Here is a 19,799-nt window from a genome sequence, read left to right on the forward strand (position 1 = left end):
CTTACGATGAAAAACGCTCTATGCTTTGGCGACAGCAACACCTATGGTTACGATCCGGCGGGCATGCGCGACGGCACCGCGGTGCGCTATGCGCAGGATGTGCGCTGGTGCGGCGTGGCCCAACGTGACTTAGGCGAGGGCTGGCATGTAATTGAAGAAGGCCTCAACGGCCGCACGACGGTACGCGACGACATGTGCCATCTGGACACCAATCTTAACGGCATCCGCGCACTTCCGATGCTGCTCGAGGCCCATAAGCCGCTGGACGCCATTGTGATCATGCTGGGCACCAACGACTGTAAGACGGTCTTTAACGTGACAGCTTCCGATATCGCCCGTGGCGCCATGGCGCTGATTCGCGCCGTCCGCGCGTTTCCGTGGACCGACGCTGCGCCTTGTCCGCGCATTCTGCTGATGGCGCCTATCAAGATTAAGCCGCAGATCGCCGACGTATATATGACCGATTTTGACGAGCATTCCGTAGAAGCCTCGGAACATTTTGGTGAGTACTACGCGCATGTGGCTGAGCAGTTTGGCTGCGACTTTTTGAATGCCGCCGACTTTGCCGAGCCGGGCGATATCGACTATCTGCATATGATGCCCGAAAGCCATGAGAGCCTGGGTCACGCCGTGGCAGCCAAGCTCCAAGAGATGCTCGGTGAGTAGCACGGCCCCAAACCACCACAATAGTTCTCCTTGCGGTGGCTTGTTTCGTTGATTTGTCTTGATCTGTAACAGTTGTAAGGCCGAAAACGGGCTAGATGTTACAGATTGAGATTATTTTAGGTCGATATCGGTCGTTTGTCTCGATCTGTAACATCTAGGGTCGATTTTGCCGAGTTAATGTTACACATCGAGATTATCTTCTCAATGGAATTTGGATGTCTCGATTTGTAACAGGTGGGCCGAAAAATGGACTCTAACTGTTACAGATCGAGATGTTTGTGGGAACCACCGCAAAGGTGCCTGTCTCCTTTGCGGTGGTTTTGAACTGCGAGTCTTAATACTGCCACATATGGTTAACGGGGCCGGAGCCTTTGCCCATGTCAAAGCCGGCGGCGAGAGCGCCGGTTAGGTAGGCCTTGCCGGCGTTGACGGCGTCGGCAAGATCCATGCCCTGGGCCAGCGCGCAGGCGATGGCGGACGAGAGCGTGCAACCGGTGCCATGCGTGTTGCCGGTCTCGATGCGCTTGTGGCGGAACCACGTGGTGAGCGGATCGCCCAGGTGGTTGCCCTCGTCATCGAGCGGCGCGGGCTCTGCTAGCACATCGTTGGCCTCGTTGACAAAATGCCCGCCCTTAACGAGAGACGCGCAACCAAAGCGGCGGGTGAGGAGCATGGCAGCATTTTGCTGCGTGCGCTCGGAGTCGACCTCGTAGTCGAGCAGGGCCATGGCCTCGGGAATATTGGGCGTGATAACCGTCGCTAGCGGGAACAGGCGGCGGGTGAGCGCCTCGGCGGCATCTTCGGCAATCAGCCGTGCGCCCGAGGTGGCTACCATGACGGGGTCGACGACCACGTTTGTTGCGTTCCAGGCGCTCAAGCGGTCGGCGATGACTTCGATAATCTCGACAGAAGAAACCATGCCGATCTTGACGGCGTTCGGGCGGATATCGTCAAAAACGGCGTCAATTTGCGCGGCTACGATATCTGGCGAGATATCCTGTACGGCGGTGACGCCCAAGGTGTTCTGTGCGGTGATGGCGGTGATGGCCGTCTCGGCATACAGGCGGTGCGCCGTGATGGTCTTGATGTCGGCCTGAATGCCGGCGCCACCGCTGGAATCGGATCCTGCGATGGATAGAACGGCAGGTACCTTACTGCGATCCATGTTCGCTCCCTTGTTCGGTCGGAATCAAATGGGTCTATAAGCCAGCATTATAATGATGCCCGGGCCGACTCTATGTCGAACCCGGGCGGGCGATGCAATCTTTACGCAAATGCAAGCAAATGTTCACACGTCAACAATTGACAGGCACCAGCTCGCTGCCAGAAGCGGCCGCGGCGACAGGGCTAGTCCTCCATGCCGAGGTCGATCGTGGTGCCCTCGAAAATCTTGTTGACGGTGCGGACGGCACACATCTTGCCACACATGGTGCAAGTGCCTTCGGTGGCGGCGGGGGACTCCTCGTAGCGCTTCTTGCCCGTAACCGGGTCGAGTGCGCACTTCCACATGGCGTCCCAATCGAGCTTGCGGCGTGCCTGGCCCATCTTGTCGTCCATGTCGCGGGCGTGCGGCACCTTCTTGGCGATATCGGCGGCGTGCGCGGCAATCTTAGTGGCCATGAGGCCGTCGAGCACGTCCTGGGCGTTAGGCAGGCATAGGTGCTCGGCCGGCGTCACGTAGCACAGGAAGTCGGCGCCGGAGCTCGCGGAGATGGCGCCGCCGATGGCTGCGGTGATGTGGTCGTAGCCCACGCCGATATCGGTCACCAGTGGCCCCAGCACATAGAACGGGGCGTTGTGGCACAGACGCTTCTGCAGCTTCATATTGGCGGCGATCTCGTCGAGCGCCATGTGACCCGGGCCCTCGACCATGACCTGGACGCCGGCGGCCCAAGCACGCTTGCACAGCTTGCCCAGTTCGATCATCTCGGCAGTCTCGGTGGCGTCGTTGGAGTCGTAGAGACAGCCCGGGCGGCAGGAGTCGCCGAGCGAGATCGTTACGTCGTACTCGTGGCAGATTTCGAGCACCTCGTCGTAGAACTCGTAGAAGGGGTTCTCGTTACCGGTGACTTCCATCCAGCCAAACAGCAGCGAGCCGCCGCGGCTGACGATGTTCATGAGGCGGCCGGTCTCCTTGAAGGTCTTGATGACCGATTTATTGATGCCGCAGTGGATGGTCATAAAGTCCACGCCGTCTTCGGCGTGTGCACGCACGACCTCGAGCAGATCGTCCTTGGTCAGCTTGACCAGCGGCTTTTCCATGTAGCCGATGGCATCGTACATGGGGACGGTGCCTACCATGAGCGGCGTCTCGTCGATGAGCTGCTGGCGGAACTGGCGCGTCTTGCCCGAGTTGGAGAGGTCCATGATGGCGTCGGCGCCAAAGTCCTCGGCGATCTTGACCTTCTTCCATTCCTCAGCGGCGTCGGCCTTGTCGCCCGAGATGCCCAAGTTCACGTTGACCTTGGTGGACAGGCCCTCGCCGACGCCAAAGGCACGCATGCCCTTTTTGATATGCACGATGTTGGCGGGGATGGCGATGCGGCCGTCGGCCACGCGTTCGCGAATGTACTCGGGGTCGCGATGCTCGCGCTCGGCGACTTCCTTCATCTGCGGTGTGATCTGCCCGGCGCGGGCGAAGTCGATTTGCGTGACGAGCTTGGGCTCGGTCTGTGTGCTCATTGGCACGGCTCCCTTCGTTGGCATTACCCATATCAGGTTTGCGGGTCAGGGCGGGCGCGCCCAGTCTCAGCCTGCCGTCTTGTCCTGCAAGCTCCCCGTTATGTCATGGGCTCAAGTATAGCCTGAATGGGTACGATTGGCCTAACAAGCGTGCCCGTGGGGAGGCGTACATGGAAGACAAGCATCTATATCGAGAGACACAATGGGACGTATCGGCCGAGGAAAGCCGTGCGCACCATGGGTTGGTCGCGATTGGCTTTGCGGTGCTTGCCGTGCTGGTGATTGCCTTTTGGATTTGGACGTTTGGCGGTCGCGGCGGCGCCGCCTGGGAGTTTGAGGCCGACGAGGGCCTGCCGATTATGACGGTGAGGAGTACTGGCGGTAATGCCAATACGCTCGCCGTTCCGGGCGATTATTGGTACCCGTGCGATGAGTTTGTGCAGTTGCAGCTGAGTGGTGGGTCTATTCCTGGTGAGGAAATCGAACGCGTGACGTATGATGCGACGTTCAAAACGTTGACGGTGAAGCTCAAAGATCAAGGGGATGTGCCCACGACGATGGATATCGCGCTGACGGAATGGCGCCTGGAGCCCCCGTCGGGTGTTGCGGTGTCCGAGGTCGAGCACGTCAAGATTGTCTATCAGGACGGTTCGACAAACGGGATTGCAAAGGCCGACGGTCTAGCTGAATAGGTGTCGAGCCTAGCAGCCAATTCATAAAAGTTGCGGTGGAATAGTTCCTGATTGTGCGAAAAAGGCTCAAATAGGAATTATTCCACCGCAAGTTATATAGAGAAGGCTGAGCGGGTCAGTGTTGGGTGCCGGCTCTAGAGCATCTGTTCGTTGATGAACACGAGGGTGCCTAGGTATGAGAGCTCGGGGACGTGGCGATAGCCGATGTTGAATGCGGTAAGTTCGCTTGCATCCTCGAGCTTGTTTTCTGCCATCCACCGCACCATGGAGCCGCGCGCCTTTTTGCTGGCGGTCGACCGTTGGATGGGCTTCCCGTTGCGGATACCCTCGCCAAAGAGGCACGTGACGGCTGTGGCGTCGCCCGCGAGGTGGGGCAGAACGGCTTTGGCATACTCTACGCTGGCGAGGTTGACGATCGTGGTGTTTGAACCTGCCGGGGCGATAACCCGCGCGAGCTTGTCGCTCCAAAACGCGTAGAGGTCTCGGGCATCGTCAACGGCGAGCTTCGCACCCATCTCCAGCCGATACGGTTCGACGGCATGAAAGGGGCGTACGCATCCGTAAAGGCCCGAGAGGATCCACAGATGGTCTTGCAGCCATGCGAGCTGCGCGGCATCCATCACCTCGGGTGCCATGCTCTGGTATTGAATGCCGTGATAGGACATGACGGCGGGGGAGGTATTGCGGGCGATATCGGGATTGTCGAGGTCGCCGTTTTCCAAGATGGGCTCGAACTCATGCAGGGTGTTGAGGCAAGGCCCCAGCAGTTTGTCACTCACGTTCCATAGCGCCTGCAGGCCGCCGCTGCCTTCATTTCGCTCAATATCTAGCAACGCGCGATGCAGTCGAGCCGTCTCGCGCGCAAAGGGCGGAATGCCCAGGACTTCAAAAGCATCTTGGGCCGAGCGCATCTGCTTGGCGGGCGAAATGATGACCTGCAGCATGGACTCTCCTCTGTCAAAAAGGAAGTTGCGGTGGAATACGGTCTGTTTTGGCCGTTTATAGGCCAGTTTAGTCCGTATTTCACCGCAAGTTATGAAGGGCTGGTTAGGCGCGCTCGAGGAAGGCCTTGTAGCCGCGGTAGGCCTCGTAGATATCGGCCTTGTTGGCGACCTCCCATAGGGCGTGCATGGACAGAACGGCAACGCCGGAGTCGATGACATTCATGCCGTACTTGGCCATGATGTAGGCGATGGTGCCGCCGCCACCTGCGTTGACGCGGCCGAGCTCACAGGTCTGGAAATCCACGCCTGCCTTGTCCATGATGTCGCGGACGAGGGCCACATACTCGGCATCGGCGTCGTTGGAGCCACCCTTGCCGCGGCTGCCCGTGTACTTGTTAAAGCACAGGCCGCGACCCATAAAGGCGGCGTTCTTGGTCTCGAACTTGGCGGCATAGCCCGGGTCGAAGCCGGCGGACACGTCAGAGGAGAGCATGCGGCTGCGGGCGAGCGCGCGGCGCAGGGCCAGCGGGCTACCCTCGCCGGCGAGCGTCATGATCTCGGCGACGGTGTTCTCGAAGAAGCGGCTCGTCATGCCGGTGGCACCCACGGAACCGATCTCCTCTTTGTCGACGATGAGCGTGATGCTCGTGCGCTCCACGTTGGTGACGTTGATCTGGGCGAGCATAGAGGGGTAGGCGCAGACGCGGTCGTCGTGGCCATAGCCCAAGATCATGGAGCGGTCGAGGCCCATGTCGCGGGCGGGGCCGGCGGGCACGACCTCGATCTCGGCGGAGAGGAAGTCCTCCTCCTCGACGCCGTACTGCTCTTTGAGGATGTCCAAGAACATCTGCTTGACGGGCTCCTTGGGAGCGTCCTTGTCGTCCTCATCGAACTTGACGGGGCGGCCGCCCACGATCACGTCGAGGATCTCGGCGTCGACGGCGTCCTTGGCAGGCTTGGACATCTGCTCGCTCGAGAGATGGATCAGCAGGTCGGAGATGGTAAAGACCGGGTCGTCGGCCTTGTCGCCGATGTTAATGTCGACGGTGGTGCCGTCCTTTTTGCAGATGACGCCTACGAGTGCGAGCGGGGAGGCCACCCAGTGGTAGCTCTTGACGCCGCCGTAGTAGTGCGTGTCGAGATAAGCCATGTCGCCGGCCTCGAAGGCGGGGTTCTGCTTAAGGTCCAGGCGCGGCGAGTCCACGTGCGCGCCCAGGATGTTAAAGCCCTGCTCGAGCGGGGCGGTGCCCAGGTTGACGAGCATAAGGTCCTTGCCGTGGTTAGCGGCATACACCTTGTCGCCTGCCTTGAGCTCGCGGCCTTCGGCGATTACGGTCTCCAGGTCGACGTATCCCGCCTCCTCGGCCATCTTGATGCCGGCCTTGACGCACAGGCGCTCGGTCTTGTTCTCACTCAAAAAATGCTTATAGCCGCGGCAAAGCTCCTCGAGCTCCTCGATTTGCTGTGGCGTGTACTTTTTCCATGCGCAGGGACGCTCCATGACGCAGGCTCCTTTCGGATCGATCGTGCTGGTTGATGTACCGTGAGCCATCGTATCACGCGCGGGCTCACGGTGGCGGGGGAGCTTGATGTGAGGTGGCCGCGGGGCGGGGAGCGTGTAAACTGGAGTGAGCAAACCGTGCCCAGCCTAAAGCGAGGTATTCAATATGTCTGACAAGCGCCGCACCTTTGCCGTTATCGACGGCAACTCGCTCATGCATCGCGCCTTCCACGCCGTGCCGCCCACCATGAACGCGCCGGACGGTCGCCCCACCAACGCGATCTTTGGCTTTCTGAACATGTTTCTTAAGATGATCGATGCCTTTAACCCCGACGGCGTTGTTGTGGCGTTTGATAAGGGCAAGCCGCGCGTGCGCATGGAGATGCTGCCGCAGTATAAGGCGCAACGCCCGCCCATGGACCCCGATCTGCATGCGCAGTTCCCTATGATCAAGGAGCTGCTCGCCGCGCTCAACGTGCCGATTCTGCAATCCGAGGGCTGGGAAGGCGACGACATCCTGGGCACTATGGCGCGCCTGGGCGAGCAGGCCGGCTGTGACATGCTGCTGGTGACCGGTGATCGCGACATGTATCAGCTTGTTACCGAGCACGTCAACGTGGTCTCGACCCGTAAGGGCCTGTCCGATGTAGCGATTATGACGCCCGAGAGCGTGGATGACCTGTATCACGGCATTACGCCGGCGCTCGTGCCCGATTTTTACGGTCTGAAGGGCGACACGTCCGATAACATCCCCGGCGTGCCGGGCATCGGCCCCAAAAAGGCGAGTGCACTCATCGCGCAGTACGGCAGCTTGGACGAGGTCATCGCGCATGCCGACGAGGTCAAGGGTAAGATGGGCGAGAACCTGCGTGCACACATCGACGACGCACTGCTGAGCCGTAAGGTCGCAACCATTCGCACCGATGCGCCCGTCGAGCTCGACTTTGACGAAACGTCCTTCCCGGCGTTTTCTGCCGACGAAGTGTCCGCGGCGCTGGGCACGCTTGGTATCACCGCCATGCAGAACCGTTTCTTGGCGCTGATCGGCGGCGAGGGCGGGGCTGCTGCCGCTGCTAGAACGTTTGAGATGCCCACGATTGAGCGCACCGCTGCCGGCGATGCCGAGGCGCTTGCTGCCGTGGCGTCCGAGGTTTCGCGTGCGATCGAGGCGGGCGAGTGGGTCGCCGCCGTGGTGGACGACGACAAGGAAGAGGGCGCGCTCTTTGGACTGACGCGCACGCTGTGGTTGGCGACGTCCAAGGGCCTGTTCGCGCTCGAGGAGGGCGACAGCTGTGCGGCGGCTGAGGTTGAGGGCTTCAACTTCGTTCACGGCGTGATTGCCGGCGTGCTCGCGCGTCTGTTTATGGAGGGTCGCGTGGCGAGCCCGGATATGAAGGCGCTGTTGCACGAGCTTTCGCCCGTCGATTCTTCTGAGCCCGAGCTCATGGATCCGCTCGCTACCGATTCCACGCGTATCTTCGATACCGTGGTCGCTGCCTATCTGCTGGATTCCGATCGCTCCGAGTTCGATGAGGCATATCTTGCCGATACGTATCTGCAGATGGCGCTGCCTGCGGCGCGCGGCGCAGAGGGTGCCGGTGAGGACGCTCCGGCGCCTGCCGCCCGTACTGCGGCTCTGACGCTGGCGCTCGTGGCACCGTTGCGCGAGTGCATGGCCCGTGAGAATGCCGCCAACGTGTTCGATGGCATCGAGATGCCGCTCGTTCCGGTACTTGCCAAGATGGAGCGCGCGGGCATGCTCGTGGACCCCGACCGTCTGCACAGTCTGTCCGAGGGTCTGGCGACCCAGATTACCGAGGTTGAGCGCAGTATTCGCGACCTGGCGGGTGACGAGACCTTTAATATTGGCAGCCCCATGCAGCTGTCGCACGTGCTCTTTGATGTGATGGGGCTTCCGACCAAGGGCCTCAAGAAGACTAAGCGCGGCTATTATTCGACCAACGCCAAGGTGCTGAGCGACCTTGCGCGTGACCACGAAATCGTGCGTCTGATCTTGGACTGGCGTGAGAAGTCTAAGATCAAGTCCACCTATCTGGACACGCTGGGCCCGCTACGCCGTGGTGACGGTCGCGTACACACTACGTACAACCAGACCATCACGGCAACGGGGCGTCTGTCCTCGAGCGACCCGAACCTGCAGAACATCCCGACGCGCTCGGAGCTGGGTCGTACCGTCAAGACGGCGTTTTCGGCAGGCGAGGGAAGCGTCTTTTTGGCGGTGGACTACTCGCAGATCGAGCTGCGTCTGCTGGCGCATCTCTCAGGTGACGAGCACTTGGTGCGCGCCTTTAACGAGGGCGAGGACTTCCATGCCGAGACGGCGGCGCGCGTGTTCGGTGTGCCGGTGTCCGAGGTAACGCCCGACCTGCGCAGTCGCGCCAAGGCCGTGAACTTTGGCATCGTGTATGGCCAGCAGGCCTACGGCCTGTCGCAGTCGCTGCATATCTCGATGGCCGAGGCACGCGACATGATCGACCGCTACTACGAGGCCTACCCGGGCGTGCGCACGTTCCTCGACAACGTGGTGGCACGCGCCAAGCAGACGGGCTACGCCGAGACCATGTACGGCCGCCGTCGTCATATTCCGGAGCTCAAGGCCAAAAACCCGCAACTCCGCGGCTTTGGCGAGCGCACGGCCATGAACCATCCCATGCAGGGAACCGCCGCCGACATCATCAAGATCGCGATGGCCCGCGTAAGCCGCCGCCTGGAAGAGGAAGGCTTTGCCGCCCACATGATCCTGCAAGTGCACGACGAACTGGACTTTGAGTGCCCCATCGACGAAGTCGAGCGCCTAACCACCATGGTCCGCGACGTCATGGAGCACGTAGTAGACCTCCGCGTCCCCCTAATCGCCGAAGCCAGCACCGGCATAACCTGGGCCGACGCGAAATAGAAAAACAGCCACAGGTCCAAAGCAGCCAAACCAGAAGGGAGTCCCTTTCAGCAAGGAACTCCCTTCATCCATAATTATTCAGCCAAGTATCTAGACGCCAAGACGCCATCTAGGCGGCAAGCAAGTCACCCTAGGACCTGGCCGGGCGAGGCGGGTAAGTTTTTCGTAGATTCCGCACGAGCCGGAAAGCACTTAATGTGCTTTCCGAGCGAGCCCAGGACCTGACCGAACGAAAAACTTACCCGTCTCGCCCGGCCAGGTCCGACGAGCCACGTTAACGAGCCGCCAAGATGGCGTCGATGAGCGTCAGTACGCCCCCGTCGTTGTTGCTCGGAATGCGCCATTTGGCATGCGCGTTCATGTGCTCCTCGGCATTGTCCACGATAAAGCTGTGACCGACGCGCTCCAGCATGGGGATGTCGTTGTAGGTGTCGCCCACGGCGGCAGCATCGGCAATATCGATGCCCAGGTGCTCGCACAGGTGAGCGACGCCGGCGCCCTTGTCGACGCCCAGGTTCATAAAGTCGATCCACTCGCGCCCAGCGTTGGTGACGTAGAGTTTGTCCGAGAACTCGGGGCTATAGGTCTCGCGGAAAGCGGGCTCGGCGTCGTAGCCGGGGAAGAAGACCGAAATCTTGTTGGACTCGAAATCAATGCCCTCAAAGCTGTCTACGTAGTTGATTGTGTTGTAGTAGACGCTGATCTCGTCGTGGTATTGATGGTCGCGGGCAAGCACGTAGAACTCGTCGAAGCAGCACAGGACGGGGACAGCGCGAGGATCCTCCGAGGCACGGTTCAAGACCTGCTGATACAGCTCCACGTCAATATTGCTTTTATAGATATAGCTGCCGCGATAGATCACGCACGCTCCGTTGTCGGGACAAAAGGCGAGGCGGTTCTTGATGCCCTCGAACATCTCCTCGAGCTTGGGGGCGGGACGTCCGCTGGCGGGGCAGAATACGATGCCGGCGTCGGCGAGCTTGTCCAGGCGCTCATCAAGACCCTGGGGCAGCACACGCTCGTCGGTCAGCAGCGTCTTGTCCATATCGACGGCGAGAATCTTAATGTTGCCGATGTTGGCGTCCGATTCGTAAGTTTGCATAAAAATGCGCCTTTCGTTTCGAGATTGTTTCAGACGTTATAACCATCAACTCGTAGTCGGGCGTATTTTCGCAGGAATGGTGCGTATTTGCACCACGCTTCACAAAGTAATGAAAAAACTTTTCAGAAATTTGAATTTGTCGCTTGTGCTGCGGGCACTTTAGCGTAATATAGCGACCATCGAAAACGGAGACGGAAAAACAACCGCTTACCGAGTAAAAGGTACCGTTTACGATATTTGAATTGCGCCCGGCGATACGTGAAAGGAGAGGCAGATGCAGTTCGTAAAGATCATCACCACTGCAGACAATGCCATCCGACGCCAGCGCGCAATTTCCCGACGACGATAACAATCGTCTCTGTCCGCATGGGGCGAATTGCCTCAACAGAGTCATTTTGAGGTCGTTGGGTTTTAGCACGACATTGCTGCATGTTTCTAGGGCATGTATGTGCTGATTTTTGCTATTTAACCTGATATTGCACGGTATATGACCTTGAAATGACTTGCAACTGACCGATGTTCTAACTAGCTACCAAGGGCGAAAGGAAACAGCCATGAGCAAGGAAAAAGTCGTTCTCGCATATTCCGGTGGTCTTGATACATCCGTATGTGTCAAGTGGCTCCAGGACGAGAAGAATCTCGATGTCGTTTGCGTCTGCGGCAACGTGGGCCAGGAAGAGACCGGACTGGATGCCAAGAAGCAGAAGGCGCTCGACCTGGGCGTTCTCGATTGCCAGGTGCTCGACCTGCGCGACGAGTTCTCCGATGAGTTCCTGACCAAAGCCATCGCCGCAAACTCCATGTACGAGAATAAGTATCCGCTGCTCTCCGCCCTGTCTCGCCCGCTGCTTGCCAAGAAGCTTGTTGAGGTCGCCCACGAGTTTGGCGCGACCTACGTCGCCCACGGCTGCACTGGCAAAGGTAACGATCAGGTCCGTTTTGAGGCCGCCGTCAAGGCCCTCGACCCCGAGCTCAAGGTTATCGCCCCGGTTCGCGAGTGGGACCTGAAGTGCCGTCCCGACGAGGTCGCCTATGCCCACGCCCACAACGTGCCGGTTCCCGAGGGTGCCAACGACAACCCCTACTCCATCGACGACAACCTGTGGGGTCGCGCCATCGAGTGCGGTCACCTGGAGGACCCTTGGAATGAGCCGCTCGATGACGCTTGGGTTATGACCAAGAACCCCGAGGACACGCCTGACACCCCGACCTATACCGAGATCGAGTTTGAGGCCGGCAAGCCTGTCGCCGTCGACGGCAAGAAGATGAAGCTCTCCGAGATCGTCATCGCCCTCAACAAGATTTCGGGCGACAACGGCTTTGGCCGTCTTGACCTGGTCGAGGATCGTCTGGTGGGCCTCAAGAGCCGCGAGTGCTATGAGGTTCCCGGCGCCCTGACGCTCATCACCGCCCACAAGGCGCTCGAGGACATCTGCGTCGAGGGCGACCTGCTCAAGACCAAGATCAAGCTCGAGCAGGATTGGGCCACCGCCGTGTACAACGGCCAGTGGTACAGCCCGCTCAAGAACGCGCTCGACGCCTTTATGGCCGATACCCAGAAGTTCGTGACCGGCACTGTCCGTCTGAAGTTCTTTAAGGGCAACTGCCATGTCGTCGGCCGCAAGAGTCCCTTCAGCCTCTACGACTACGGCCTGGCTACCTACGACCGCGACACCACGTTTGACGAGAAGGCCAGCGCCGGCTTTATCGAGATCGATACGCTGTCGCTCAAGACGTGGGCAAAGGTCCAGGGCCCCAGCTCTGCTGCTGCCCAGGCCTAGCGCCTCCTTCCCTTGGTATCCGCGCGGCCCATCCGCGTGATACATAACGGGCGCACGGGGTCCCTACCTTTCGTTATGCTTGCTGACACTTCTTAACATCGGTGGCCCCTACGTTCCGCCCGCATATATGATGCCGCGTCTGCGGCTGAGTCCGAGCCCCGCCGGGGTTGTCCGGCGGGGCTCCTTCTATCAATTTGGCGGCTCTGTGCCTATATATATGAGGAGTATCCATTATGTTCAATGCTATCGCGCATGCTTTGCTTGCCCTCGCGCCCGAGTTCGATGCTGTAAGGGTCGAGGACGTTCCTATGAGCCTGAAGGCCTGGATCGATGGTTCGCAGGGCAACATCCGGAGGGAGACGTTGGGCGCCAAGTGCATGGTGCGTCACTTCTTTGCAAATTAGCCACATGGCCCCGCGCGCGGCAGGGAGTGTGTAAAACTAGCGGTTGATAAATCGCTTTAGCGACAGGGCACATTGCTTTGGACGCTTGTTTTGGTATTTGGAGAAAGGAGACGGTTCCATGGCTCTTTGGGGCGGTCGTTTTGAGGCGGGCGTGGCCGAGGTCACGCAGGAGTTTGGCGCGTCGCTGCCGGTCGACAAACATCTCTATAAGCAGGATATCGCCGGCTCTAAGGCGCATGCCAAGATGTTGGCCGCCCAGGGCATCATCAGTGCCGAGGACGAGCAGGCGATTGCCAAGGGCCTGACCGGAATCGAACAGGATATCGATGCCGGCAACTTTACCTTCGACATCAACGATGAGGACATTCATATGTCCATCGAGAGCGAGCTGACGCGTCGCATCGGCGAGGCTGGCAAGCGCTTGCATACTGGGCGTTCGCGCAACGACCAGGTGGCGACCGATACGCGCTTGGGCGTCAAGGCGCTGGCCAAGGAGCTCATGGAGGCCAATCTTGAGCTGCGCCATGTGCTGGTGGATGCGGCCAAGAAGTACGACAAGGTGATTCTGCCGGGCTACACGCACATGCAACATGCTCAGCCCGTGCTGCTGTCGCATCACCTGCTGGCGTATTCCTGGATGTTCGCGCGCGACTTTACGCGTTTGAAGGCCGCCTTTGATGCTGCCGACAACTGCCCGCTGGGTGCCGCTGCGCTTGCCGGTACGAGCTATCCGCTCGATCGCCAGATGACGGCTGCCGAACTTGGCTTTGCGGGCGTGATCCCCAACTCGCTCGATGCCGTTTCCGACCGTGATTTTCTGCTCGATCTGCATTACGCCGGATCCGTCATGGCGATGCACCTGGCGCGTCTTTCCGAGGAGATCGTACTGTGGTCGAGCTCCGAATTTGGCTTTATCACGCTTTCCGACTCGTACTCCACTGGCTCGTCCATCATGCCGCAGAAGAAGAACCCCGACTTTGCCGAGCTTATCCGCGGCAAGAGCGGTCGCGTGTACGGCAACCTGGTGCAGCTGCTGGTAACCATGAAGGGCCTGCCGCTTGCTTATAACAAGGACTTGCAGGAGGACAAGGAGGGCGCGCTCGATACCGCCCATACGCTCATGCAGTGCCTGTCCGTTATGGCCGGAATGATTTCGACTTGGACCGTCAACGAGGATGCCATGGCGCGCGAGTGCGGCGTGGGGCACCTTGCCGCCACCGATGTTGCCGATTACCTGGCCAAGCGTGGCCTGCCGTTCCGCGAGGCACATGCCGTGGTGGGCCATCTGGTCCTGATGTGCGAGAAGCGCGGCTGCAATCTTGAGGACCTGCCGTTTGAGGTGTTCCAGGAGGCAAGCCCGCTCTTTGAGCGCGACATTACCGAGGCGCTCGATATCCCGTCGATTGTCGCCGCGCGCACGACCGAGGGCGGCACCGCTCCTGCCGCCGTTGCCGTGCAGTTGCAGCGTGCCGAGGCACAGCTCGTGGCTGACGAGGGCGTGTTTGGATCGCTGACCAAGGTCGTCGAGATGGGTCACGGGGCAAAGTAGAGGTTTGGCTGAAGCCGTTTTGGCCATGTATTGATAAATCGTTTTCGCTTTACGGGCGCCTGCTGATGTGGGAGCCCGTATTTTGTTGCTATGGGGGAGGGGCTTGTCGAGAACTTCTGTAGGACCTTTGGGCAGGTTGTGAAGGGGATACGTTCGCGGGCGGCAACCGACCGCCTGCTCTGTTCGGCGCAGTTGATGGGCGGTCGGATGGTACTCTAATCGGGCTTCGAAACAGAAGTGACACATATGGAGCGCTTTAATAAATTGCAACGTTTCAATAAACAGCTTTTTGTTTAACTGCAGCTAAAACTCTGTTACGATGCAGTCCAGGCGGGTGCCGGAATGGGACTTGGGCACGCGCGAACCTACTTGAAAGGCTACTTTTATGGCTATCGAGAAGACCTTCATCATGATTAAGCCCGACGCCGTGCGCGACCGCAAGATCGGCGAGATCGTTGCTCGCATTGAGCGCAGCGGCCTTGTCATCGAGCGCATGGAGATGACCACGCTCGAGCGCGCTACCGTCGAGGAGCACTACGCCCATCTGGCCGACAAGCCCTTCTTTGGCGGTCTCTGCGACTTTATGACGAGCGGTCCGGTCGTCAAGATGGTCGTTTCCGGTCTCTCCGCTGTTGCTAAGATGCGCACCCTCATGGGCGCTACCAACCCGCTTGAGGCTGCTCCTGGTACCATCCGCGGCGACTTTGCCGTCGATGTCAACGCCAACGTGATCCACGGCTCCGACTGCCTGGAGAACGCCGAGATTGAGATCAAGCGCTTCTTTGGCTAAACCAGCTTTGACTCCTTAAAGCTGTTAGCGTGTGGCTTGGGCGCCGCGGAACTCCATCCGCGGCGCCCTTTTATTCCAAAATCTATGCAGGGGCCCGCTCGGACATGTGTTCCGAGCGGGCCCCTGCTGTTAGCTTGTGGCACTGAATAGTTTAGGCTTCGTCGACGATCTTAAGGGCGCGCGTGTGATCGATCTCGTTGAGGAGGTTAACGCGACGCTCGTGACGACCGCCCTCAAACTCGGCGTCGAGCCACTCGTCGACGATCATCTTGGCGAGCTCGGAGCCCACGACGCGGGCGCCAAAAGCGAGCACGTTGGTATTGTTGTGCATGCGGGAGAGCTTGGCGCTGAAGGGCTCGGAGCACACGACGGCGCGTACGCCCTCGACCTTGTTGGCAGCCAGGCTGATACCGACGCCGGTGCCACAGATCAGGATGCCTAGATCGACGTCGCCGTTGGCAACGGCCTTACCCACCTTGTAGCCGGCGATGGGGTAGTCAAAGCTCTCGGAGGTGTCGGTGCCAAAGTTCACGACCTCGCAGCCGCGCTCCTTCAGGTGCTCGGAGATGATGTTCTTGAGCTCGACGGCGGCGTGGTCGTTACCGATACCGATCTTCATGGATAGTTCCTCTCTGGTCTGTGCGGCGAGATTGCTAAAGGTTTTACCGCGTTCGACTGCATGATAGCGCGACTTTTGTGTAAACGCTTGGGCGTTTTTTGGTCAAACGCTTTAGCATGCAACAAGACCGGTTTCTCATGAATGAATGCCGTCAGTTTGCGCCTGAATGCCGTCTACCGGAACCTGGGTTGCGGTTTTTGATGCATTGTTATCAAATAAAAGAGCTAATTATTATTGAGAGCCCAGCCCGTTATACAAGTAGGAGATACCTATGCCTGCCGATTCCCTTCGTGATGCCGCGTTTTGCGATGTTTTGAACCGCGAACTTGTTTGTGCACTCGGCTGCACCGAGCCCATTGCCGTTGCTTATGCAGCGGCGCTGGCGAGCCAGACGCTCGGTTGCGAACCCGATCATATGGATGTTGCCTGCTCGGGCAACATCATCAAGAACGTCAAGAGCGTGACCGTGCCCAACTCGGGCGGTATGCACGGTATTGAGGCCGCGGCCGTGCTGGGTGCCGTGGGCGGCGACGCCAAGAGCGCGCTCGAGGTGCTCGAGAGCGTCGATGACGCGGACCGCGCCCGCGTGGCCGAGCTGCTTGCCGATGCGGACTACTGCGATGTGTCGCTTGTCGAGGGTGTGCCCAACCTCTACATCAAGGTGACTGCGACGGCCGGGGGCCATACCGCGGTCGTCGAGATTACCGATCACCACACTAATGTCACGTGCCATACGCTCGACGGTATTCCGGTATGCGGTAAGTCGGCGGGGGAGTGCGCCGCCTGCGCCGAGCGCGTGGTGGCCGAGCGTGCGGCAGATAACGCCGACACGCCCATGTCGATCGAGACCATCATCGACTTTATCGAGGATGGTGACATTGAGGACGCCCGCGCTGCCGTTGAGCGTCAGATTGAGCTGAATGGCGCGATCAGTGCCGAGGGTCTCGCGCACGCTTGGGGCGCCGAGGTGGGCCGTACGCTGCTGGGTGCTCGTGCCGATGACGTCGCCTGCCGCGCCCGTGCCCGTGCGGCCGCCGGGTCCGACGCCCGCATGAACGGTTGCGCGCTGCCGGTCGCCATTGTGTGCGGCTCGGGCAATCAGGGCATTACCTGCGCATTGCCCGTCATGGAGTATGCCGAGTACCTGCGTTGCGACCACGAGCGCCTGGTGCGCGCCGTGATGCTGTCCGATCTTATCGCCGTGCATATCAAGAGCTATATTGGTGCGCTTTCGGCGTTTTGCGGTGCTATTTGCGCTGCGTGCGGCGCCGGCGCTGCGATTACCTGGCTGTGCGGTGGCACGCGCGAACAGATTGGCGCGACCGTCTCGAACACGCTCGGTAACGTGGGCGGCATCGTGTGCGACGGCGCCAAGGCGAGCTGTGCCGCCAAGATCTCGGCTGCCGTCGATGCGGCGATTCTGGGCCATGATATGGCCATGCAGGGTCGCGGCTTCCGCGCCGGCGAGGGCCTGATCCAAGATACCGTTGAGCAAACAATCGCCAGTATGGGCTACGTAGGCCGCGTGGGCATGAAGGACACCGACGTCGAGATCCTCAACATCATGATCGGCAAAACCCAGGTGTGCTAGTTACGCGGTTTTACCAAACCGCGTAACCAGTCGACGCTGCAAATGCCCCTAAGCGGCAATCTGCCTTTCAATCGTCGGGCATGGCCAGAAGGCCTATGCCCTCCTCTTTCAAGGCACATTGCTCGCTTAGGGGCATTTTCGCTGACTTGTGCTCAACCTGCGGCGATATTTGGTTTGGAGCGAGGGGTCCTACGACAGTTCGTCGGCTACTTGGTGTTCGTAGAAGGCTTCGATTACGGCGTTAAAGTCGCGGGCGAAGTCTTCCATGGTTCCGCGCCAGGTGGCTCGGCCGGGTTTTCCCTGGCCAACATAGGCAGTTTGAATGCCGCAGGCGGGACTGGGGAAGTCGCGCTTGGGATCGTTGCCCACCATAAGGACCTCGTGTGGCTCGAGCCCCATCACCTGAAGCTGCTCTAGATAGTAGGTGGCATCGGGCTTGCAGCGGGTGGCGTTTCCCATGTGCGTCACGAGTTCAAAGGGGGCGTCGGCCAGGTCGCCCCAACCCATGCGGCACTCGATGGCCCCCTGGGGAAAGCTGGGGTTGGTAAAGAGCGCGCAGCGCAGCCCTGCGTCCTGTACGGCCTGGAGCGCGGCGTGTGCGCCCGGCATGGCGTGGGCGTTAATGATATCGTCGTTCTTGTACGGAAGAACTTCGCGGTCATAGTAGGTAAACGCCTCGTAGATGAGGGGATCGGAGAGGCAGATCCCGCATCGGCGCTCGACCTCTTCTTGGTAAAACTCAAGATTGGTGCGGTTGTCCGTGCCGCTGCGGCGATTGGCGTTGAGGTCGACCAAGATGGTGCCGAGGCGCGCCATCGTGCCACCGCGGCTGCGGCGCCCGATATCCGCGAGCATCGAAGAGACATCCTTAAAATAGCGAAGGATGAACGCGTTGAGGTTGATGCTAAGAAGCGTCTCGTCCATATCGAAAACGACTGCTTTGAGCACGCGGGCACCTTTCTCGTAAATTTAATCTAGAGTCGTTGGCTCCGGATACTTTACCCCAAAGCCGAATGCCTGGCTGGTTATCGTCAAGTTGTGGAGACGTGTGTTCATAAGATTACGAAAAAGTCTCCACACGAGTAAAAAATCGCAGTTCACGCTTGAAATCGAACTCATTTCCCCGTAACCTATACGAACGTGATTGCATAAGCGTCACATTAGTATCTGTCGGCTCCCGAGTGTTCCTAAACGTTGTGTGCTTGTCGCACCCTTCTGTAGGTCCTAGCAATCGGGGCCCCGTAGTTCGAAAGGGGTCCACCTTTGAGTGAGATTCAGAACTCGTCCATTTTCTCTCTTGACGATGTCAATGAGGAGGAGATGAACAACCTCATCGACGGTACGATTACCGACTTTGATGAGGGCGATCTCGTTAACGGCACTGTCGTTAAGATCGAGCATGACGAGGTGCTCGTTGACATCGGGTTCAAGTCCGAGGGCGTTATCCCGGTCCGCGAGCTGTCCATCCGCAAGGACGCTAACCCTGCAGACATCGTTGCACTCGGTGATCCCATCGAGGCTCTGGTTCTCCAGAAGGAGGACAAGGACGGTCGTCTGGTCCTGTCCAAGAAGCGTGCCGAGTACGAGCGTGCTTGGAACCGCATCGAGGAGAAGTTCAACTCCGGCGAGAACGTCGAGGGCGAGGTTATCGAGGTTGTCAAGGGCGGCCTGATCCTCGACATCGGCCTGCGTGGCTTCCTGCCCGCTTCCCTCGTCGACCTCCGTCGCGTCAAGGACCTCACCTCCTACATGGGCACCCGCATCGAGGCTCGCGTCATCGAGATGGACCGCAACCGCAACAACGTCGTCCTCTCCCGTCGCGTCGTGCTCGAGGAGTCCCGTAAGGCCGAGCGCTCCGAGATCCTGTCCAAGCTCAAGTCTGGCATGCGTCTCCAGGGCACCGTTTCCTCCATCGTCGACTTCGGCGCCTTCGTCGACCTCGGCGGTATCGACGGCCTCATCCACATCTCCGAGCTCTCCTGGAACCACGTCAACCATCCTTCCGAGGTTGTCAAGGTCGGCCAGGAGGTCGAGGTCGAGGTTCTCGACGTCGATCTCAACCGCGAGCGCATCTCCCTGGGTCTCAAGCAGACCACCGAGGATCCGTGGCGCGCACTGGTCAAGAAGTACCCCGTCGGCGCTATCGTCGAGGGCACTGTGACCAAGCTTGTCCCGTTCGGCGCTTTCGTTGATCTGGGCGAGGGCATCGAGGGCCTGGTGCACATCTCCGAGATGGCCAACAAGCACGTCGATCAGCCTTCTCAGGTCACCCACGTGGGCGACAAGGTTCAGGTCAAGGTCATGGAGATCGACCTCGACCGTCGTCGTATCTCCCTGTCCATGAAGTCCGCTGCTGAGACTCTGGGCGTCGAGATCGAGGTTACCCCGCTGCCTTCCGAGAAGAAGGACGAGGAGACCGACGCCGAGTAAATCGGTTTGACGATCACTTGTTTTAAGGGATCCGTCCGCAATGGACGGGTCCCTTTTTGTATTTGCTGCCGAGGTGCGCGATGCTACCCGTGCACAATGCGGCTTATAGGACAAAATGTGTGTCCACGTTG

Annotated in this window: 16 protein-coding genes; 9 read left to right on the top strand and 7 right to left on the bottom strand. The window is 59.5% G+C overall.

Annotation, left to right across the window (positions count from 1 at the left end; genetic code table 11):
* Positions 1-6 precede the first annotated feature (6 nt).
* Positions 7-666, top strand: coding sequence for a GDSL-type esterase/lipase family protein (locus tag LCQ44_RS07010; RefSeq protein WP_225093439.1), 660 nt, complete (start codon positions 7-9; stop codon positions 664-666).
* A gap of 334 nt (positions 667-1,000) precedes the next feature.
* On the opposite strand, the gene thiD is transcribed toward LCQ44_RS07010, so the two are convergent.
* Both thiD and thiC read right to left on the bottom strand, forming a co-directional pair.
* The gene (gene thiD, locus LCQ44_RS07015; protein ID WP_225093440.1) at positions 1,001-1,831 is read right to left on the bottom strand and encodes a bifunctional hydroxymethylpyrimidine kinase/phosphomethylpyrimidine kinase; all 831 of its coding nucleotides are present in this window, start codon (positions 1,829-1,831) and stop codon (positions 1,001-1,003) included.
* A 182-nt stretch (positions 1,832-2,013) separates the two neighbouring features.
* On the bottom strand, positions 2,014-3,348 hold the full coding sequence (thiC, locus tag LCQ44_RS07020; protein WP_195192436.1) for a phosphomethylpyrimidine synthase ThiC: 1,335 nt from the start codon (positions 3,346-3,348) through the stop codon (positions 2,014-2,016).
* A gap of 170 nt (positions 3,349-3,518) precedes the next feature.
* Here thiC and LCQ44_RS07025 point away from each other — a divergent pair, with 170 nt between their 5' ends.
* Positions 3,519-4,040, top strand: a complete 522-nt coding sequence (locus LCQ44_RS07025) for a hypothetical protein (protein ID WP_225093441.1) — start codon at positions 3,519-3,521, stop codon at positions 4,038-4,040.
* 134 nt (positions 4,041-4,174) lie between these two features.
* Here the strand turns inward: LCQ44_RS07025 and LCQ44_RS07030 are convergent, their stop codons facing one another.
* Both LCQ44_RS07030 and LCQ44_RS07035 read right to left on the bottom strand, forming a co-directional pair.
* The gene (locus tag LCQ44_RS07030) at positions 4,175-4,984 is read right to left on the bottom strand and encodes a YaaA family protein (protein ID WP_225093442.1); all 810 of its coding nucleotides are present in this window, start codon (positions 4,982-4,984) and stop codon (positions 4,175-4,177) included.
* A gap of 103 nt (positions 4,985-5,087) precedes the next feature.
* Entirely contained in the window at positions 5,088-6,485 is a 1,398-nt protein-coding gene (locus LCQ44_RS07035) for an aminopeptidase (RefSeq protein WP_225093443.1), read from the bottom strand.
* A 166-nt stretch (positions 6,486-6,651) separates the two neighbouring features.
* Here LCQ44_RS07035 and polA point away from each other — a divergent pair, with 166 nt between their 5' ends.
* Entirely contained in the window at positions 6,652-9,402 is a 2,751-nt protein-coding gene (gene polA / locus LCQ44_RS07040) for a DNA polymerase I (RefSeq protein ID WP_225093444.1), read from the top strand.
* 274 nt (positions 9,403-9,676) lie between these two features.
* On the opposite strand, the gene LCQ44_RS07045 is transcribed toward polA, so the two are convergent.
* On the bottom strand, positions 9,677-10,504 hold the full coding sequence (locus LCQ44_RS07045) for a Cof-type HAD-IIB family hydrolase (RefSeq protein WP_117746767.1): 828 nt from the start codon (positions 10,502-10,504) through the stop codon (positions 9,677-9,679).
* A 554-nt stretch (positions 10,505-11,058) separates the two neighbouring features.
* Here LCQ44_RS07045 and LCQ44_RS07050 point away from each other — a divergent pair.
* The 4 genes from LCQ44_RS07050 (at position 11,059) to ndk (ending at position 15,028) form a co-directional block, all read left to right on the top strand.
* A complete protein-coding gene (locus LCQ44_RS07050; protein WP_035138001.1) occupies positions 11,059-12,285 on the top strand; it encodes an argininosuccinate synthase in 1,227 nt (408 codons plus the stop codon).
* Between the two features lie 233 nt (positions 12,286-12,518).
* On the top strand, positions 12,519-12,689 hold the full coding sequence (locus tag LCQ44_RS07055) for a hypothetical protein (RefSeq protein WP_161144721.1): 171 nt from the start codon (positions 12,519-12,521) through the stop codon (positions 12,687-12,689).
* Between the two features lie 118 nt (positions 12,690-12,807).
* Entirely contained in the window at positions 12,808-14,238 is a 1,431-nt protein-coding gene (gene argH / locus LCQ44_RS07060) for an argininosuccinate lyase (RefSeq protein WP_161144720.1), read from the top strand.
* Positions 14,239-14,623: 385 nt separating this feature from the next.
* Complete coding sequence (ndk, locus tag LCQ44_RS07065; protein WP_035138006.1) at positions 14,624-15,028, top strand: nucleoside-diphosphate kinase; 405 nt, start codon at positions 14,624-14,626, stop codon at positions 15,026-15,028.
* Positions 15,029-15,179: 151 nt separating this feature from the next.
* Here the strand turns inward: ndk and rpiB are convergent, their stop codons facing one another.
* Complete coding sequence (gene rpiB, locus LCQ44_RS07070; protein WP_117762860.1) at positions 15,180-15,647, bottom strand: ribose 5-phosphate isomerase B; 468 nt, start codon at positions 15,645-15,647, stop codon at positions 15,180-15,182.
* Positions 15,648-15,918: 271 nt separating this feature from the next.
* Between rpiB and LCQ44_RS07075 the strand changes: the two genes are divergently transcribed.
* Complete coding sequence (locus LCQ44_RS07075; protein ID WP_225093445.1) at positions 15,919-17,238, top strand: L-cysteine desulfidase family protein; 1,320 nt, start codon at positions 15,919-15,921, stop codon at positions 17,236-17,238.
* A gap of 189 nt (positions 17,239-17,427) precedes the next feature.
* Here the strand turns inward: LCQ44_RS07075 and LCQ44_RS07080 are convergent, their stop codons facing one another.
* Entirely contained in the window at positions 17,428-18,186 is a 759-nt protein-coding gene (locus LCQ44_RS07080) for an HAD family hydrolase (RefSeq protein WP_138374463.1), read from the bottom strand.
* 315 nt (positions 18,187-18,501) lie between these two features.
* Between LCQ44_RS07080 and rpsA the strand changes: the two genes are divergently transcribed.
* Positions 18,502-19,668, top strand: a complete 1,167-nt coding sequence (gene rpsA / locus LCQ44_RS07085; RefSeq protein ID WP_022095232.1) for a 30S ribosomal protein S1 — start codon at positions 18,502-18,504, stop codon at positions 19,666-19,668.
* The last annotated feature ends 131 nt before the right edge of the window (positions 19,669-19,799 follow it).

This window comes from Collinsella aerofaciens (assembly GCF_020181355.1).
In the GTDB taxonomy this organism is placed as follows: domain Bacteria; phylum Actinomycetota; class Coriobacteriia; order Coriobacteriales; family Coriobacteriaceae; genus Collinsella.

What these genes read in the sequence shown, in the direction of transcription:
- thiD (WP_225093440.1), bottom strand. Translation starts at nt 1,831, where the DNA reads ATGGATCGCAGTAAGGTACCTGCCGTTCTATCCATCGCAGGATCCGAT.
- LCQ44_RS07055 (WP_161144721.1), top strand. Translation starts at nt 12,519, where the DNA reads ATGTTCAATGCTATCGCGCATGCTTTGCTTGCCCTCGCGCCCGAGTTC.
- LCQ44_RS07030 (WP_225093442.1), bottom strand. Translation starts at nt 4,984, where the DNA reads ATGCTGCAGGTCATCATTTCGCCCGCCAAGCAGATGCGCTCGGCCCAA.
- LCQ44_RS07025 (WP_225093441.1), top strand. Translation starts at nt 3,519, where the DNA reads ATGGAAGACAAGCATCTATATCGAGAGACACAATGGGACGTATCGGCC.
- LCQ44_RS07010 (WP_225093439.1), top strand. Translation starts at nt 7, where the DNA reads ATGAAAAACGCTCTATGCTTTGGCGACAGCAACACCTATGGTTACGAT.
- rpiB (WP_117762860.1), bottom strand. Translation starts at nt 15,647, where the DNA reads ATGAAGATCGGTATCGGTAACGACCACGCCGCCGTCGAGCTCAAGAAC.
- polA (WP_225093444.1), top strand. Translation starts at nt 6,652, where the DNA reads ATGTCTGACAAGCGCCGCACCTTTGCCGTTATCGACGGCAACTCGCTC.
- LCQ44_RS07075 (WP_225093445.1), top strand. Translation starts at nt 15,919, where the DNA reads ATGCCTGCCGATTCCCTTCGTGATGCCGCGTTTTGCGATGTTTTGAAC.
- ndk (WP_035138006.1), top strand. Translation starts at nt 14,624, where the DNA reads ATGGCTATCGAGAAGACCTTCATCATGATTAAGCCCGACGCCGTGCGC.
- LCQ44_RS07050 (WP_035138001.1), top strand. Translation starts at nt 11,059, where the DNA reads ATGAGCAAGGAAAAAGTCGTTCTCGCATATTCCGGTGGTCTTGATACA.
- LCQ44_RS07045 (WP_117746767.1), bottom strand. Translation starts at nt 10,504, where the DNA reads ATGCAAACTTACGAATCGGACGCCAACATCGGCAACATTAAGATTCTC.
- thiC (WP_195192436.1), bottom strand. Translation starts at nt 3,348, where the DNA reads ATGAGCACACAGACCGAGCCCAAGCTCGTCACGCAAATCGACTTCGCC.
- argH (WP_161144720.1), top strand. Translation starts at nt 12,808, where the DNA reads ATGGCTCTTTGGGGCGGTCGTTTTGAGGCGGGCGTGGCCGAGGTCACG.
- LCQ44_RS07035 (WP_225093443.1), bottom strand. Translation starts at nt 6,485, where the DNA reads ATGGAGCGTCCCTGCGCATGGAAAAAGTACACGCCACAGCAAATCGAG.